The sequence below is a fragment of the Winogradskyella tangerina genome, from assembly GCF_003260205.1.
GTDB classification, from domain to species: Bacteria; Bacteroidota; Bacteroidia; order Flavobacteriales; family Flavobacteriaceae; genus Winogradskyella; species Winogradskyella tangerina.
On the sequence record NZ_QERF01000003.1, the window covers coordinates 325,325 to 339,991 of the forward strand.

Sequence of the window (14,667 nt, forward strand, 5' to 3'; positions counted from 1 at the left end):
AAGATTTGGGATTGAAAATTTAGTAATTTTCACAAAAGAACATGCTAAAACACATGATTTTTCGATGAAACACACTATTTTAACGGATATTTCTTACAATATCAATTTTGAAAATCTGGATTATTTATGAATGAAGGGTCGGAAAGTGTTAGCAAAAATGCTTTGAGATCGGCTTTTTCCTGATCGGTTAATTGCACGCCGCCCTGATCTACCTGTTTCATGAGCGGATCGATGGTAGGAGAATCTTGAAGTCCTTCGCTGTAATGATCAATAACTTCATCTAAAGTAGTAAACCTGCCATCGTGCATGTAAGGAGCCGTGTAGGCCAAATTGCGTAGTGATGGGGTTCTAAATTTACCGTTGTCGTTAGGATCGCCAGTTACAGCGCCCAGACCTAAGTCAGTGAAGGTTGCATCGAGGCCATTGTTATGGAAATCATTGTTGGTCCAAAGTGGATTATTTGGATTACCATGACAATGAAAACAATCGCCTTTATCTTCTCTAAGAAAAATGTCCAATCCGTTTAATTCTTGAGCAGTCAACGTGGTTTGCCCTAAGGAATATTGGTCAAATTTTGAATTGGCCGAAATAAGCGTACGCTCAAATTGCGCGATAGCTTTTGTTGTAAGCTCTTTAGTTATAGTTGAGGTGTTGAAAGCCAATTGAAACAATTCAGGATATTCAGGATCTGCTTGTAGTCGCTCAACAACATTATCCCAATCGCTATGAAGTTCAATAGGATTTTCTACGGGTTCTTCGGCCTGTCGCTCTAAACTCAATGCACTTCCATCCCAGTTAAAACGTTTATCGTAATTCCAAGCCAAATTAAAAATAGGCATAGAGTTTCGTGTGCCGGCAATGCCATCAATGCCAACGCTCGTTATCATATTATCTGTAAAGGCCTGTTGAGGAGCATGGCAAAAGGCACAAGCTTTAGTTCCATTTGCAGATAGAATTTTATCGAAGAATAATTTTTTCCCTAGGGCTACACCTTCAACAGTCTGAGGATTGTCGGCAGGAATAACAGGGGCAATAATATTGCTAGAGAAAATCTCTGGAATATCTAAAGGCATCGCCGTTGGTTCATAGCCTCTTTCGTCATCAGAACAACTCAGGCTGCAAACGGCAAAAATCAACAATATCCATCTGTTGGCTTTCACTCTACTCCGTAATTTGGGTTACTTCACCTAAACTAAATACACTCTGTCCATTTTCAAACATTAAAATCTGAGCCGTAGAATTTGGCATTAACATCTGATTATAAACATTTAAATCCCATTGGTTTGGGTTCTTAAACCATTCAGCAATATTCATCTGAATTTCAATTTCAGTTCCGTTGGTTATCGCAATAGCTCCTAAATTCACATTGAAAAATGTGTCTTGTGGAAAAGTTGGATTAGGCCCTGGATTGTCAACCGCTCTAATTGCATGGTAGTTAAAGCCTTGTTCATCCATGCTTGAATTGATAAACTTTCCATCGAATTGCATGTAATGGTAGCCACCACCTAACATATCTGGGACATTGAAAGAAGCTGAATTGAGATCCACATAGTTTTGGGCATTGTCTTCATTGTCGAGACCGAAAGTAAATGACACATTGTTAAAATTGCCTACGGGAATAGTACTCGGTAATTCAAAGGTTAAGCTATTATCGATACTGATATCAACTAAATTATGAGCATTAGTGCTTAACACTTCACCTGAATTTGTTCTAAAAGTTATATCTGAAATCACATAGCGCAAACGTTCAATACTCAAAGTTTCGCCATTCGCATTTACAAAATTAAAACTATTCAGGTCTGCATTGGTTACAGCGGTACCATCCCAATTAAATGTAAATCTGAAGGTGGGATTTACCTGCTGCGAATTTGCAGGGTCTGAGTCATCAGTTTCACAAGCGCAAAGACATGCAGTAAAAACAAGCAACGCAATAATTTTCTTAATCATTTTAATCTCCAATTTTTATTAAAAGTAAATCTGTAAATCCTTTATTCTCTATGATGTCTCCATCATTGCTGGTGGTGTCTCCAACGCCAATAACGGTACCGTTGTTTAATTCGGTAACGCCATAGGAAAAATCTATGTTAGAACCTCCGACACTTCGCTCCCAGATGATATCTCCGTTGTCGTCTACATAAACAATCCAAGCATCGTTTTGTCCTTTATTTTCAGAAACGTCATTGTCATTACTTCGCGAGCTACCAGCTAAGATAAACCCATTGTTTTGTGATTTTGAAATAGCCCTCGCAACATCAAAACTAGAGCCACCTAGGGTCTTTTCCCAAATAATATCTCCATTTGGCGAAATTTTTATTAACCAAAGATCGGCACCACCTTTATTGTTGGAAACGTCATTATCGGTGCTTCGTGTATCTCCAGCTATTATAAAGTTACCATCATTGGTACGAATAATTCCTCTTGCTTCGTCAATTTGACTTCCTCCAAACGATTTCTCCCAAACCAACCCTCCTGTTGAAGATATTCTTATAACCCAAAAATCGTAGGATCCAAGATTTCCTGAAATGTCTGTGTCTGCGCTATCCGAACCTCCGGCAATTATAAATCCATTGTCACTTGTTTGTGCAATGCCTTCAGGTGTATCCGTGAAGTTTCCTCCGAAGTAGCGACTCCATTCTAAATTTCCTGAACTATCAATTTTCAATACCCAATAATCACCACCTGCATGTCTATCTGATTGACGTGATGTGTTGCCAGCGCCACCAGATGCTGTAACATCTAGAGTTCCTGAGATTAAATATCCTTGGTCATTAGTTTGAATGACGGATATACCAGAATCTGCCCCTTGGAAACCATATGATTTTTGCCAGGTGATATTGCCAAAGGCATCTAGTTTAGCTAACCAGAAATCTTGAAGTCCGGCATTGTCACTAACATCTCCCGAAGCGCTAAAACTGAAACCTAGAATGGCATAGCCACCATCTTGTGTTTGAATGATATTACGACCTCTATCGTCGGCATCTCCGCCGTAGGTTTTTTGCCATTCCAAGTTATCTTGCGCATCAAATTTTAAAACCCAATAGTCAAAGCTTTCATCTTGCTTATCCGTAATATCACCATCATTACTTTGCGTGAATCCTAAAATAGCGTAGCCTCCATCTGAGGTAGCTACAACAGATTGCCCACTATCATTGTTTGAACCGCCATAGGTCTTAACTATTGTGACTGGATTTGCATTGTTTTCAATAACCCCGTCATCATTACTGCAGCTTAACATGAGTAGTGAGAGCAAAGTGCAAACATAATATGACCAGGCTCTATTCATATTTCCTAGTTAGAAGGTCGGACAATAAACAAGCCGCCATTGATATCGCTGACTACAATATTTCCACTTTCAAAGAATGGATAAATATTCCAGGCGCCGTTAAAAGACACATTATTGGTAGGAATGAACGAATCAAAGAAACCCGATTCGGTCATTATTCCTGCATCAATGTTTGAAATATCTATTGCTCTAAGCCCAGCTGTATAATTAGCCATATAAAAAGTGTCGCCAACTACATAACCATTATGGTCTATAGCTGTCGTTGGACCAAAATAATCCATGTGAAAAATTGGATTGTCGAGGTCAGTGAAATCAAAAACAATTGTGCGGGTATTTCCACCGAAGTTTATTTCATCAACTTCATCACCTAATATGAAATATTCCATGTCTTCTGTAAACCAGCCTTGGTGTGTATAGCCAATATTAGAATAGCCAATGGTTGAAATTTGTGTTGGATTGGCTTTATCAGTGACATCAATTATCACTACTTCATTTTCGTTACTGCCAATATAGATTTCTCGTCCAGCATAATCAGTATCAGGACCATTATAAGTAACCACTTGCGCATCGTGAGAGTAAGAATCATCAGCATAACCTCCGGCAGCTACTGGCATGGTAGGATTTTGAATATCTACAAAATGCGGCCCGCCATTAAATGTTGTGGTTCCAACGGCATAAGCAAAACCACTGTCTTCGTTAATAACAATGTTATGGGCACTTCCAAAGCCATTGTAGTTGGCATCAGCAGTGAAGGTCACGGGAGGATTAGTTACATTTCTCAGTCGGGTGAGATCAAAAACTTGCATACCATGATCTGGAGCTTCGCTTACAATAAAGGCATGATCATTATAAACTTTTATGTCTCTCCACGGACTATTAGATGTTGCGGTAGGAAGTGTTCCTAAAAGCACAGGGTCTGAAGGGTCCGTAATATCAACAAAAGCAGAACCTGTAGTTGTGCAAACTAATGCATATTCGTTATTGTTTGTAGGATCTGTCCAACCCCATGAGTCGTTACCTTCGGCACCAGCACCACCAAGAACATTAATTGGAATGTGACTCATTAGATCAAAGCCATCACAAGGATGTCCGTTTGCCATACCATTTTCACACGGAAATTGAGGTAGAATAGTATTGTCATCACAGGCATCACCCAAACCATCATTATCCGAATCTTCTTGAGAAGGATTAGCTGTCAAAGGACAATTGTCATTAATATCTAAAACGCCATCACCATCATCATCGTCGTCGCACGCATCGCCTATACCATCATTATCGGTATCTAACTGATCAGGGTTAAATGTATTAGGACAGTTATCAGTTCCATCTACTATAGTATCATTATCAGAATCGACTGGAGCTGGAGACGTTCCATCATCATCACTTGAGCAAGAAACAACTAAAACGGTTGAAAAAACTATAGCAAATACTATAAAGTAGAATTTTTTAAGGGCGGTAGGTTTCATATACTTTTTTTAGCAATTTACGGTAATTTTTTACACTTGGCTTCGAATAATGCAGAATTAACCACAAAAATGGGACCGTTATTAAAAAAAGGGTAATATTTTTGCAGCATGATAGAGGATAAAAACCCAAAACGCACTCCCTTAAGCGAATTAGGAGAGTTTAAACTGATAGAACATTTAACGGATCATTTTGAGATCAATCAGAAATCGACTGTTAAGGGGATTGGTGACGATGCTGCAATTTTGAAGTTTGAAAATAAAGATGTAGTTATTTCTACAGACCTCTTAATAGAAGGTGTTCATTTCGATTTGAGTTATGTGCCTTTGAAACATTTAGGGTATAAGGCCGTAATGGTAAATCTTTCTGATATCTATGCCATGAATGCTATGGCTACCCAAATTACGGTATCTATTGCAGTTTCAAATCGTTTTCCTTTAGAGGCTCTTGAAGAGTTATATGCAGGGATAAGTACTGCAGCGAAACTTTACAATGTAGATGTCGTAGGTGGAGATACAACATCCTCAACATCCGGACTAATAATTTCCATTACAGCGATTGGCGAAGTGAATCAAGGAGAGCAGGTATTAAGAACTGGTGCACAGCCAAATGATTTATTAGTTGTAACAGGGGATTTAGGTGGCGCTTATATGGGTCTTCAAGTTTTAGAACGCGAGAAGGAAGTTTTTAAAGTGAATCCGCAGTCGCAACCCGATCTTTCGATGTATACTTATATTGTAGAACGACAACTAAAACCCGAAGCACGTAAAGACATTGTTGAATTACTTAAACAACTCGAAGTTAAACCAACAAGTATGATCGATATTAGTGATGGTCTTTCTTCGGAAATTATTCATATTTGTAAACAAAGTAAGACAGGTGTTGATCTTTACGAGAATAAAATTCCATTAGACCCACAGGTAATCTCTACATGTGAAGAGTTTAATATCGATAGCACGACTGTTGCCTTAAACGGAGGTGAAGATTATGAATTATTAATGACAGTTGCTCAGGATGATTATCCAAAAATTAAAGGCAATCCAAATCTAACAGTGATTGGTTATATGACAGAAGAAAGTAAGGGGATGCATTTAGTGACTAGGGCAGAAGAACGAATTCCTATTATTGCGAAAGGATGGAACGCGCTTAATAATCAATCATAAGAATTTTTTGACCCTTCTCTAAGCGTTTTTTATGAACTCGATTTAAAACAGAATTGATTTCTTTTCGTTTCGGAGTAAGAGGTGTGAATCTACCATTACCGTCAATGGTCATTTCAGATTTGCAACGCGAACATTTATACTCTTTAACATGGTAAGTTACGACTTTGGAGACTTTATAATCATGCCCAAATAATGAGCAATAAACGTTTTTCATTGTGGTTGCTATTTTTCTTAATTAGGATAAATCCAAGAAAGGGATTTAAATATAAGAAAAAGAGTTATTCACAGGTTGTTAACAATCAACAAATCGATGAAGTGAGAGATTTTTGCTTTAAACGCATAAGTTTGCTATGATAAATGCGCTCTAAGGCAGTATTTATATCTCTGTATTTTGGTGTGAGTTCTATGAGTTTACCATTGCTATCTGTGGTTAATTCTTTACCACAATTCTTACAGGTATATTCCTTAACATGATTGGTTACTTTTTTTGTCATTTCGTAATTATGACCAAAAAAATCGCAGTATAATTTTGTAGGCATAAAGTAGGTCGTTTTGGTTTAGTTTGATTTAGAGACCTAAATATAGAGATTATTTTCAATCATAAACGTTAAAACGAATTATTTTTCGATAAAACGTTTTAAAAAGTAAGATAAATCTGATTTATTCTCAATATGACTCATATGCCCTTCCGATAATTCTTCATGAATAATTTTTGAATTCTGAATCTGTTCTGAAATAAATTTAGGGTTAATCAAGGTATCTTTTTTCCCCGTAATAATCAACGCTTCGCCATTTACATTCTTGAAAACTTCCAGTCGATTTGGCCGTAAAGCCATGCCGTTGTTAGCGGCAATATAACCTTGAACTGATGTCTGTAATGCAATTTTCAGAGCATCTTCATATTCGGTCTGAAAGGTTACTCGACTTTCAGGAGCAAACAGATTAGCGAAAGACATTCGCACTAAATTCTCATAATTGGTTTTTGCGGTATCAACCGCACGTGCTCTTAATAATTTGCGGTCGTCATCATCAGCTTCAAAGGTGGAGTTCAATAAGCACAATCCGTTGATTAATTCAGGATAGTGCTCTGCCAAAGCCAGAGCCACATAACCACCCATAGAATGACCAACAATTTTAGCCTGCTTAACGTTCAAGTGTTGTAAAACATAATAAACGGCTTCAGCCATATCCTCCATAGTATGAACATAACCAATGCTATCTGTTTTTCCGTGACCTAACAGGTCGATGCAGATCACCATATGACTTTCAGATAATTCAGGAATAAAAGCATCCCACATATTTACCGTTTCCAAAAATCCATGCAATAAAACTAAAGCCGGACCTTCACCATCTATTGTATAATGAACAGTACTGTTTTTGTAGTCTACAATCATAAAAACAAAGATAGGCTTTGCGGTTGTTTTTTGAAGAAAGCGTCACAACATTTATTATATTTGAAAGCATTCATAATTAATCAATATTCAAATGATTCTCAAGCGAATTTTAAGCCTGATGGTTATTGCTCTAACCTTCTCACTTCAAGCACAAATTGAAGAGGCTCAACTCGATCAACTTATACAAGAAACACTAACAACTTTTGATGTGCCTGGAATTTCAGTCGGAATTTACAAAGACGGTAAGGAGGTTTATGCTAAAGGACATGGTGTGCGTTCACTGACCACTAAAAAAGAAATGAATTCTGAAACTTTAGTTGGTGTAGCCTCTAACAGTAAGGGCTTTACTTGCTTTGCTTTAGCCATGATGGTTGATGCCGGAAAATTAAATTGGGATGACCCTGTGCGTAAGCATATTCCTGAATTCCAATTACACGATCCTTGGGTAACCGAACATTTTACGGTTAGAGATCTCGTAACGCACCGCAGTGGCATGGGATTAGGTGCTGGTGACCTTATGTTCTTTCCTGAAGGCAATGATTTTACCGTTCAGGATGTTATTAACAATGTAAAATATTTAGAGCCCGAAACCTCGTTCAGAAGTAAATTCGCCTATAACAATAATATGTTTATTGTTGCGGGAGAAGTGCTGAAACGTGTTAGCGGTTTATCTTGGGAAGAGTTCATCGAAACTAAAATTATGAAACCCGTCGGCATGAATAATTCCAAAGCTTCCTACAACCGTGTTACCGACAAATCAAATATCATTGACGCGCATACAAGAGCAGAAGGTAAGGTGATCCAGATTCCACACGATTGGAGTGAAACGGCAAATGCCGCAGGTGGTATAGTGAGTAATGTGCATGATATGATGACCTGGGCAAAGTTCTTAATGAATGATGCGGTCACCGAAAGTGGTGAGCGCTTGTTAGATGCGCGATTGTTTCATGAGTTATGGCAATTACAAACACCTTTAAGTGTAAGACCTGGCGATTGGTACAACTCTAATTTTAGAGGTTATGGTTTAGGGTGGTTTGTAACTGATGTAAAAGGCGGTCACAAGCAGGTTTATCACACAGGTGGATTGATCGGAACGGTGACGCAATTCACTATGATTCCAGATTTAGATTTAGCCATCGTTGTCCTCACCAATCAAATGAATGGATCGGCCTTTACAACGATTACCAATACCATTAAGGATTCGTATCTAGGCTATGAGGATCGTGGTTGGTTAAACATGCTGGGTGAACGAAATACCAATTACCTCAAATACAACGATAGCCTCAAAGCGGCAGTTTATGCTCAGGTTGACAAAATGAAAAATAGTTCGCAACTTCCAAAACCAGATCAAATTTCAGGCACTTACACGGACGATTGGTTTGGAGATATCATCATTTCTCACAGTGAAAATGGTTATGCCATAAGATGTGTACGCTCCCCACGACTGTTTGGTGAATTATTACCGTATAACGCCACAACCTACGTAGCCAAATGGAACGACAGAAGTTACGACGCAGATGTGTTTGTGCAGTTTACATTTAATGAAAAAGGTGAAGCCGTTTCAGCAAGCATGAAATACATTGCGCCTATTACGGATTTCAGTTTCGATTTCCATGATCTCGAACTTAAAAAGACCAACTAGGTGAACATTCAGCGAAAGGAACTTTTAGTCACAAGCTTTGCCTTGTTCTCACTTTTCTTCGGAGCAGGCAATTTATTATTACCTCCATTATTAGGATTTAATGCTGGTGAAGACTGGCTTATTGTTACCATAGGATTTGTTATTGCCGCCGTAGTGATTCCCATTATCGGGATTCTTGCCCATGCTCGACTGCAAGGCACTATGTACGATTTTGCGAAGAAAGTTTCGCCTTTGTTCAGTTCTATTTATTGTGTTATTATTTATATCATTTCTGTTGCAATTCCGTCGCCCAGAACAGCATCAGCAACACATGAAATTGCCGTCCATCCTTCCTTCGGAACTGATCCACTACTCACAAGTTTTATTTATTTCGCTCTGGTTCTGGTTTTTGTTTTGAACCGCTCTAAAATCCTAAATCTCATCGGAAAGTTTTTAACGCCACTTATTGTCATTATGCTTTTGGTGGTGATAGGGATTGGTTTAAGTTCTTCTTCATTCACAACCGGAACGCCAACTTTTGAAACTCCAATCGTTTCAGGAATACTAGAAGGTTATCAGACGTTCGATGCTATAGGTGCTGTTGTGGTTGGTGCAGTGATTATTGTTTCATTGAAGTTCAAAAATATGAAGGTGAGTGCTTTTGAATCGAAACGAAAACTTATAAGAAATTCTGGTTTCATTGCAGGTACAGGACTCTTCATTATCTACGCCGGACTCATAGCAACTGGTGCTTACTATGGCTCCGAAATTGAGGTTAATGCCGACCTTAGTACTGATATGCAGCGCGCCAATTTATTGAGTGGTATAAGCATCGCCGCATTAGGAAATTTTGGAAATACGGTTCTCAGTATTTTAATTTCTTTGGCCTGTTTTACCACAGCTGTTGGGATCGTGGCTGGTACGGCCGATTATTTTAGAGGCTTGTTTAATAAATCGCAAGTGGCTTACATAACTACAGCCGTTATAGCTTGTGCTGCAGGGATAATTGTGGGGCAATTGAATTTTCACGATATCATTGTTATCGCTTATCCGGTGCTTCTATTTATTTATCCAATAACGATTGTTTTAATTCTTTTGAATGTACTTCCTGAACGAATTGCCACGCCACTAATGTTCAGAGCGGTGGTTATTGTGACATTCCTTTTTAGTATTCCTGATGTTATTGGATTTATAAGTCCATCTGAAGGATTACAAAGCATGATGAATTATATTCCGCTAGCCTCGTACAACTTGGGTTGGGTGTTACCAGCTGTTGTGGTTTTTGGGGTGAGTGTTTTGTTAAATGTAAAAAGGCCTAATTAAAAAAAACTCATGCATAAAGTCTATAGAAATTAGATTAATGAAATTTTGTACTTTTCTACTTGTTTATTCCAATTGTTATCTGTTAAAATTGTGTCAAACGGATTTTGCTTCATTATAGGCTGGTAATTTTCATTTCTCATTTTACTTCTATTTACTAAGTAAATCCAATATTTATCACCTTTAAGTTTGGCTACTTGGTATTCATTTCTTGACCAATAAAAATAGGCTTTTGGACCATCATAAGACTTTACTTCAATAAAGCGATTCGGTTGTTCATCTTCTATTTCGTTATAAGAAGCTATGTCGTAACCTTCATTGACAACGTATTCAGCAACCCAATCAACTTTCTTTTTGTTTTCAAGTCTTTCCGTTTCAAATTTTAGAACAAATTTTTCTGCTTCTTCACCATATATCTGTTGTTGTTCCATTGATTTTCGAAACTCTTCAATTCCTATTTTTCTTTTCTTAATCTCTGGTAATACAGACTTGTCAAATAGTTTTTTGTATCGCTGATTTATAATGTAACTTTTGAATTCAGGTGTGGGATGCTCACCAATGGCATTAAAGTCTAACAGCAATTGCTTGAAATTCGAATACTTAAATCCGAAAGCGGAATTGTCAATCTGTAAAGATTTGTAAATAACATCATGTGATAAGTACTTAGAACTAAAAATATTAAGAAAATCAGTATCGTTTTTAAGCGACTCAAACAGGAGTTGATTAAAACGATCAATCATTTGAGGAACACTGTTCATGTAGTTTTCAAAATCTGAATTTAATTGAAAGCTAGTTTCGGATTGTTGTAAGACATTCATTCTCAATGCCAATTCAATTCCGCCATCTATGATTGGTCGATCATCAATTACTCTATTGAAAAAGAGCTTTTCTAAATCAGGACGTTGCCAAATACTACTGGGGTTACTTTTTAAGGTGCTGAATAGCTCGAAAAAGTAATTAGGAGTACCTAAACAATCATATTTTCTAAGATCGTTTAGCATAATTGGCAATGAGATCTTTTATTATGTCTGTTTCATCGGTATCATTAATTCTGGCAAAAAGAGGAATATCATCATTAATAATTTCTTCCATTCGTCTGATTTTTAGATTTAATCTGTGGTTTATGACTTCATCAATTGAGTCTCTTGAAACAAAATAGTAGTAGTTAGTTATTTGACCATCTGGTAACCCAACTCTATGAATACGGTCTTTTGATTGGAGAAAATTAGAACAGTTGTAATCTCTTTCCATGTAAATGGCATTGTGACATCCTTTGTGCAACGAGATTGATTCAGCAACCGAAAAAGGGTTAGCAATTACAACTTGAAAATCTTGATTTTTAGGGTCATTAAATTTTTGAATAGTTGCTTCTCTTTCTACTTGACCAATTTCACCAATTAATAGCTTTGATTCGATATTAATGGAATGTAGATACTTTTTTAAATCCTTTGCATTTTGAATAAAAATTGTCCAAATAATCACTTTTTCTTTTTGAGCAATTATTTTTTGTTCAATAAGATTTTTTATGGCAATAAACTTTGCCGGAGTTTCTTTGAACTGATAATCACAGATTTTCTTAAAGAACTCTGAATCATTTACTATTACATCTGTATCTGTAGTAAACTCGCTATTTGGATCATAATAGTATTCACCACTTTCTAAAGCATCTTTTAAGGGTTTATTCAACAAAGCTGGATTTGTCGAAGCTTGTCTTAGTCTGATTAACTTAGCTTTATTTAAAGTGTCTTTTACAGTAGCGGAACTATTTTCTTTAAAGTCAGGAATATATTTTGCTTCAATGAAATCATAAATTTCTCTTTGATATTTATTCATTTCAAGGCTAACCAACTCTTCTTTTATTTCGGGTAAACCAAGATCATCTTTTTTAATTCGAATGAAATAAGGAGAAAGATTCTCTTTCAGGTTTTGTACTCTTTCAGATTCTGGCTCACTATTCTGGGTCATGTCTTCAAGGTTGTGGTAGTGAACGCCTAGAATTTCCTTGAATTTAAATGGGTAAATAAACTTGTATAAGTTGTAAATATCTTGGTATCCGTTTGGCACAGGCGTACCTGTAAGGATTACTCTGGCAACAGCTTCTTTTGATATTTCTGTTACGCTTTTACCCCAAACTCCTTCATGGTTTTTTATTCTATGTGCCTCATCAACTACCACAAGAGTTTTATTCTTTTTTAAAAAGTCTATGATTTGAGATTCAAAGTTTGGAACCCCGCCATGAAAAATAAGAGTTAGCTCATCAGGGTTTCCTGAATAAAGGTGTTGTTTCTTTAACTCCCTAGAAATCTCAGCATTTCCTGACATTCTAAACGAAGTAGGTAATACTCCAAAGCATTCTTCGTATTCGTTTTCCCAAGGAGCAAAAGAAGATAATGGACCTATGACCAATAACTTGTCTACATGTTTTGGGTTGGTGGGAGGTAGGCTTTTAAGATAGGCATAAGCACCATAAACAATTGAAGTTTTACCTGCTCCTGGAACAGCAAAATTACAGGAGTTTTGACTAAAAGCCATGTGAAAGGAAGAGAGCAACTGTAATGGATATAGAGTTCTTTTAAGTTCCTTTTTGAGTACTGACTGAAATTCGTCAAATTGTGAAACGAGTTCTGGATTATCGTGAAATTCGTCATTTCTTATTTTTTTTGCATTCTTAGAAAAGATATCAAATTGTTCTTCTTCTCGTTGATAGCTTGCTAGTTCTTGGGTAGTGTTTTCTTTAAGTGAGACTTCAAATTGAAATTTTGAGAGTATTCTTTTAAGTTCATTTAGGGTTTTTACTTGGGTTTCTTTTCTGAACGGGATTTGAATTGTATCTCCTACTATTTCATAGCCGAGTCGCCTAAAACGTAATAAAAGTCGCCTGTTACCTGTAATGAAGTCAATTTCACCATTAAGTAAAAAAAGGTTTTTGTCAATATTTACATCAATTGAGATAGTCACTATTTGTAAATTGGATAAAGAAGTTTGTTTATTTCTTTTGCTGTTTTTTGTACTTCATCTAATTCTGATTTAGGGACACTATCTATTTCGATTGATTTTACAAGGATTTCAATGTGTTGTAGAAGTCTCAATGGAGATTTTTGAGACATGGAGGTTGTTACCTGCATAGCTAAATCTTTGACTAAATTCTGAACTTCAACTTTAGAATAAGCTTTATGATTTTGCTTTATCGCTGAAAACGCTTGTGATGCTTTTTTAACTAATTTTTCGGGCGCCTCTGCTTCTCGATTGTAATAAATGTTTTGCTGATGATCTTTCAGGTTTTCAATAAAGGCGCTATTTTTTCCATCAAATTTAGAAGCATCAAAATATTTGTTGTCTCTATCATCTAAATGGCTTTTTAAATCATTGGAATTAAAATCAATTTCTGGTTCTTCTGAAATTTTGTCTCTAATTTCATTATGTTTATTAGAGAAACTATCCCAAATATCCTTGTTGCCAAAAAAGTGGTTTTCCTTTTGACCATCTGCCAAGTTTCTGAATTCCTTACCGTCATATTTGTTTCTGATTCTTAGGTAATCGAAAGCTATATCTCTCAGGTCATCAACATCATCATCAGTATATCCGTCAAATGCCTTTTTACTTCCTTCTCCGTAAAATGTATCAAGCCATTTAGTTAATGATAAAAACTGATCTTCACGGTTGTCTAATTGAGTGTAAATTCCGTCATATCCAACATAGAATAAGTACTCATCCATAATGAGCATTGTACTCAAGTATTTCTTGATTTCAGACTTTTGTTCGCCCATCCAATCTGAAATTTTAGTTATGGCGTTTTCGTCAATGTTGTTAGAAGAAAACTCTTTTCCCAAAGTTAGTCGGCTATAAAGTTCTTTTGCTTTTAGGTACTTTTCAGTTGCATTGTAACCTAATTTCTGATCTTCACCCATTTGAAAAGAAGTTTCTAACTTTTCAATTTCAAGAGGGTTTTCGTTAAGTGTAACTGGTAATATTACTGCTTTAAAGTAATCGTACTTCTTTTCAAATTTTTTGCCTGATAATTTCCCTTCGTTTTGAATGTCATTCAATAACATTGCTCTACGGTTACCATCAATGATAATTCCGTCTTTTGTGATTATTCCAATCTTTTGTTGACCAAAATCGGCAATGTTTTTTTGTGTTTTTCTATTTCTATCTGGTTTAGAATCCCACAAAAGACGTTCTATTCTTTTTTTCCCTTCTACACTGTATTCATCAATTGTGTGACTTTGAGTTTCTAGTGATTTTGTACGACTAAGAATCCTTCCATTGTATTTGTTATACACCAACAAATCAAGAGGAATCTTGTAAACATTCATGGTTACCAAGTCATCTTCCCAAGGAATCTCGATTTTATTGAAAGGATTGTCCTTGTTACGATTTATTATTTCTTCTATTTTTTGAATTCTAGTTTCTTTGTTCATC

General features: G+C 36.5%; 13 protein-coding genes. 3 read left to right on the forward strand and 10 right to left on the reverse strand.

Annotated elements, in window-relative coordinates; genetic code table 11:
* Positions 1-101: 101 nt before the first annotated feature.
* Genes DDY94_RS07000 through DDY94_RS07015 form a run of 4 tightly spaced genes read right to left on the reverse strand, consistent with a single transcriptional unit; the run spans position 102 to position 4,749 of the window.
* Positions 102-1,160: a cytochrome-c peroxidase gene (locus DDY94_RS07000; protein ID WP_394347012.1), complete on the reverse strand. Its 1,059-nt coding sequence runs from the start codon at positions 1,158-1,160 to the stop codon at positions 102-104.
* A gap of 1 nt (position 1,161) precedes the next feature.
* The gene (locus DDY94_RS07005; RefSeq protein WP_111683329.1) at positions 1,162-1,947 is read right to left on the reverse strand and encodes an MbnP family protein; all 786 of its coding nucleotides are present in this window, start codon (positions 1,945-1,947) and stop codon (positions 1,162-1,164) included.
* A gap of 1 nt (position 1,948) precedes the next feature.
* Entirely contained in the window at positions 1,949-3,283 is a 1,335-nt protein-coding gene (locus DDY94_RS07010; RefSeq protein ID WP_111683330.1) for a hypothetical protein, read from the reverse strand.
* Positions 3,284-3,288: 5 nt separating this feature from the next.
* A complete protein-coding gene (locus DDY94_RS07015) occupies positions 3,289-4,749 on the reverse strand; it encodes a choice-of-anchor B family protein (RefSeq protein ID WP_111683331.1) in 1,461 nt (486 codons plus the stop codon).
* A gap of 108 nt (positions 4,750-4,857) precedes the next feature.
* Between DDY94_RS07015 and thiL the strand changes: the two genes are divergently transcribed.
* The gene (thiL, locus tag DDY94_RS07020; protein ID WP_111683332.1) at positions 4,858-5,910 is read left to right on the forward strand and encodes a thiamine-phosphate kinase; all 1,053 of its coding nucleotides are present in this window, start codon (positions 4,858-4,860) and stop codon (positions 5,908-5,910) included.
* Here the strand turns inward: thiL and DDY94_RS07025 are convergent.
* From DDY94_RS07025 to DDY94_RS07035, 3 genes are all read right to left on the reverse strand, one after another.
* Positions 5,894-6,124: a hypothetical protein gene (locus tag DDY94_RS07025; protein WP_111683333.1), complete on the reverse strand. Its 231-nt coding sequence runs from the start codon at positions 6,122-6,124 to the stop codon at positions 5,894-5,896. The two genes, thiL and DDY94_RS07025, sit on opposite strands and share 17 nt — an antisense overlap.
* An 85-nt stretch (positions 6,125-6,209) precedes the next feature.
* A complete protein-coding gene (locus DDY94_RS07030; protein ID WP_111683334.1) occupies positions 6,210-6,449 on the reverse strand; it encodes a hypothetical protein in 240 nt (79 codons plus the stop codon).
* Between the two features lie 78 nt (positions 6,450-6,527).
* On the reverse strand, positions 6,528-7,304 hold the full coding sequence (locus DDY94_RS07035; RefSeq protein WP_111683335.1) for an alpha/beta fold hydrolase: 777 nt from the start codon (positions 7,302-7,304) through the stop codon (positions 6,528-6,530).
* A gap of 91 nt (positions 7,305-7,395) precedes the next feature.
* Between DDY94_RS07035 and DDY94_RS07040 the strand changes: the two genes are divergently transcribed.
* Positions 7,396-8,946, forward strand: coding sequence for a serine hydrolase (locus tag DDY94_RS07040; protein ID WP_111683336.1), 1,551 nt, complete (start codon positions 7,396-7,398; stop codon positions 8,944-8,946).
* Positions 8,947-10,248, forward strand: a complete 1,302-nt coding sequence (gene brnQ, locus DDY94_RS07045) for a branched-chain amino acid transport system II carrier protein (RefSeq protein WP_111683337.1) — start codon at positions 8,947-8,949, stop codon at positions 10,246-10,248.
* Between the two features lie 29 nt (positions 10,249-10,277).
* Here the strand turns inward: brnQ and DDY94_RS07050 are convergent, their stop codons facing one another.
* From DDY94_RS07050 to DDY94_RS07060, 3 genes are read right to left on the reverse strand one after another with little or no spacing between them, the layout of a single operon-like run.
* Entirely contained in the window at positions 10,278-11,246 is a 969-nt protein-coding gene (locus tag DDY94_RS07050; protein ID WP_111683338.1) for a DUF3883 domain-containing protein, read from the reverse strand.
* Entirely contained in the window at positions 11,230-13,203 is a 1,974-nt protein-coding gene (locus tag DDY94_RS07055) for a DEAD/DEAH box helicase (RefSeq protein WP_111683339.1), read from the reverse strand. Before DDY94_RS07055 ends, DDY94_RS07050 begins: the two co-directional genes overlap by 17 nt.
* The gene (locus DDY94_RS07060; RefSeq protein ID WP_157957268.1) at positions 13,203-14,666 is read right to left on the reverse strand and encodes a hypothetical protein; all 1,464 of its coding nucleotides are present in this window, start codon (positions 14,664-14,666) and stop codon (positions 13,203-13,205) included. The genes DDY94_RS07055 and DDY94_RS07060 overlap by 1 nt, the downstream gene beginning before the upstream one ends.
* Position 14,667: the final 1 nt, after the last annotated feature.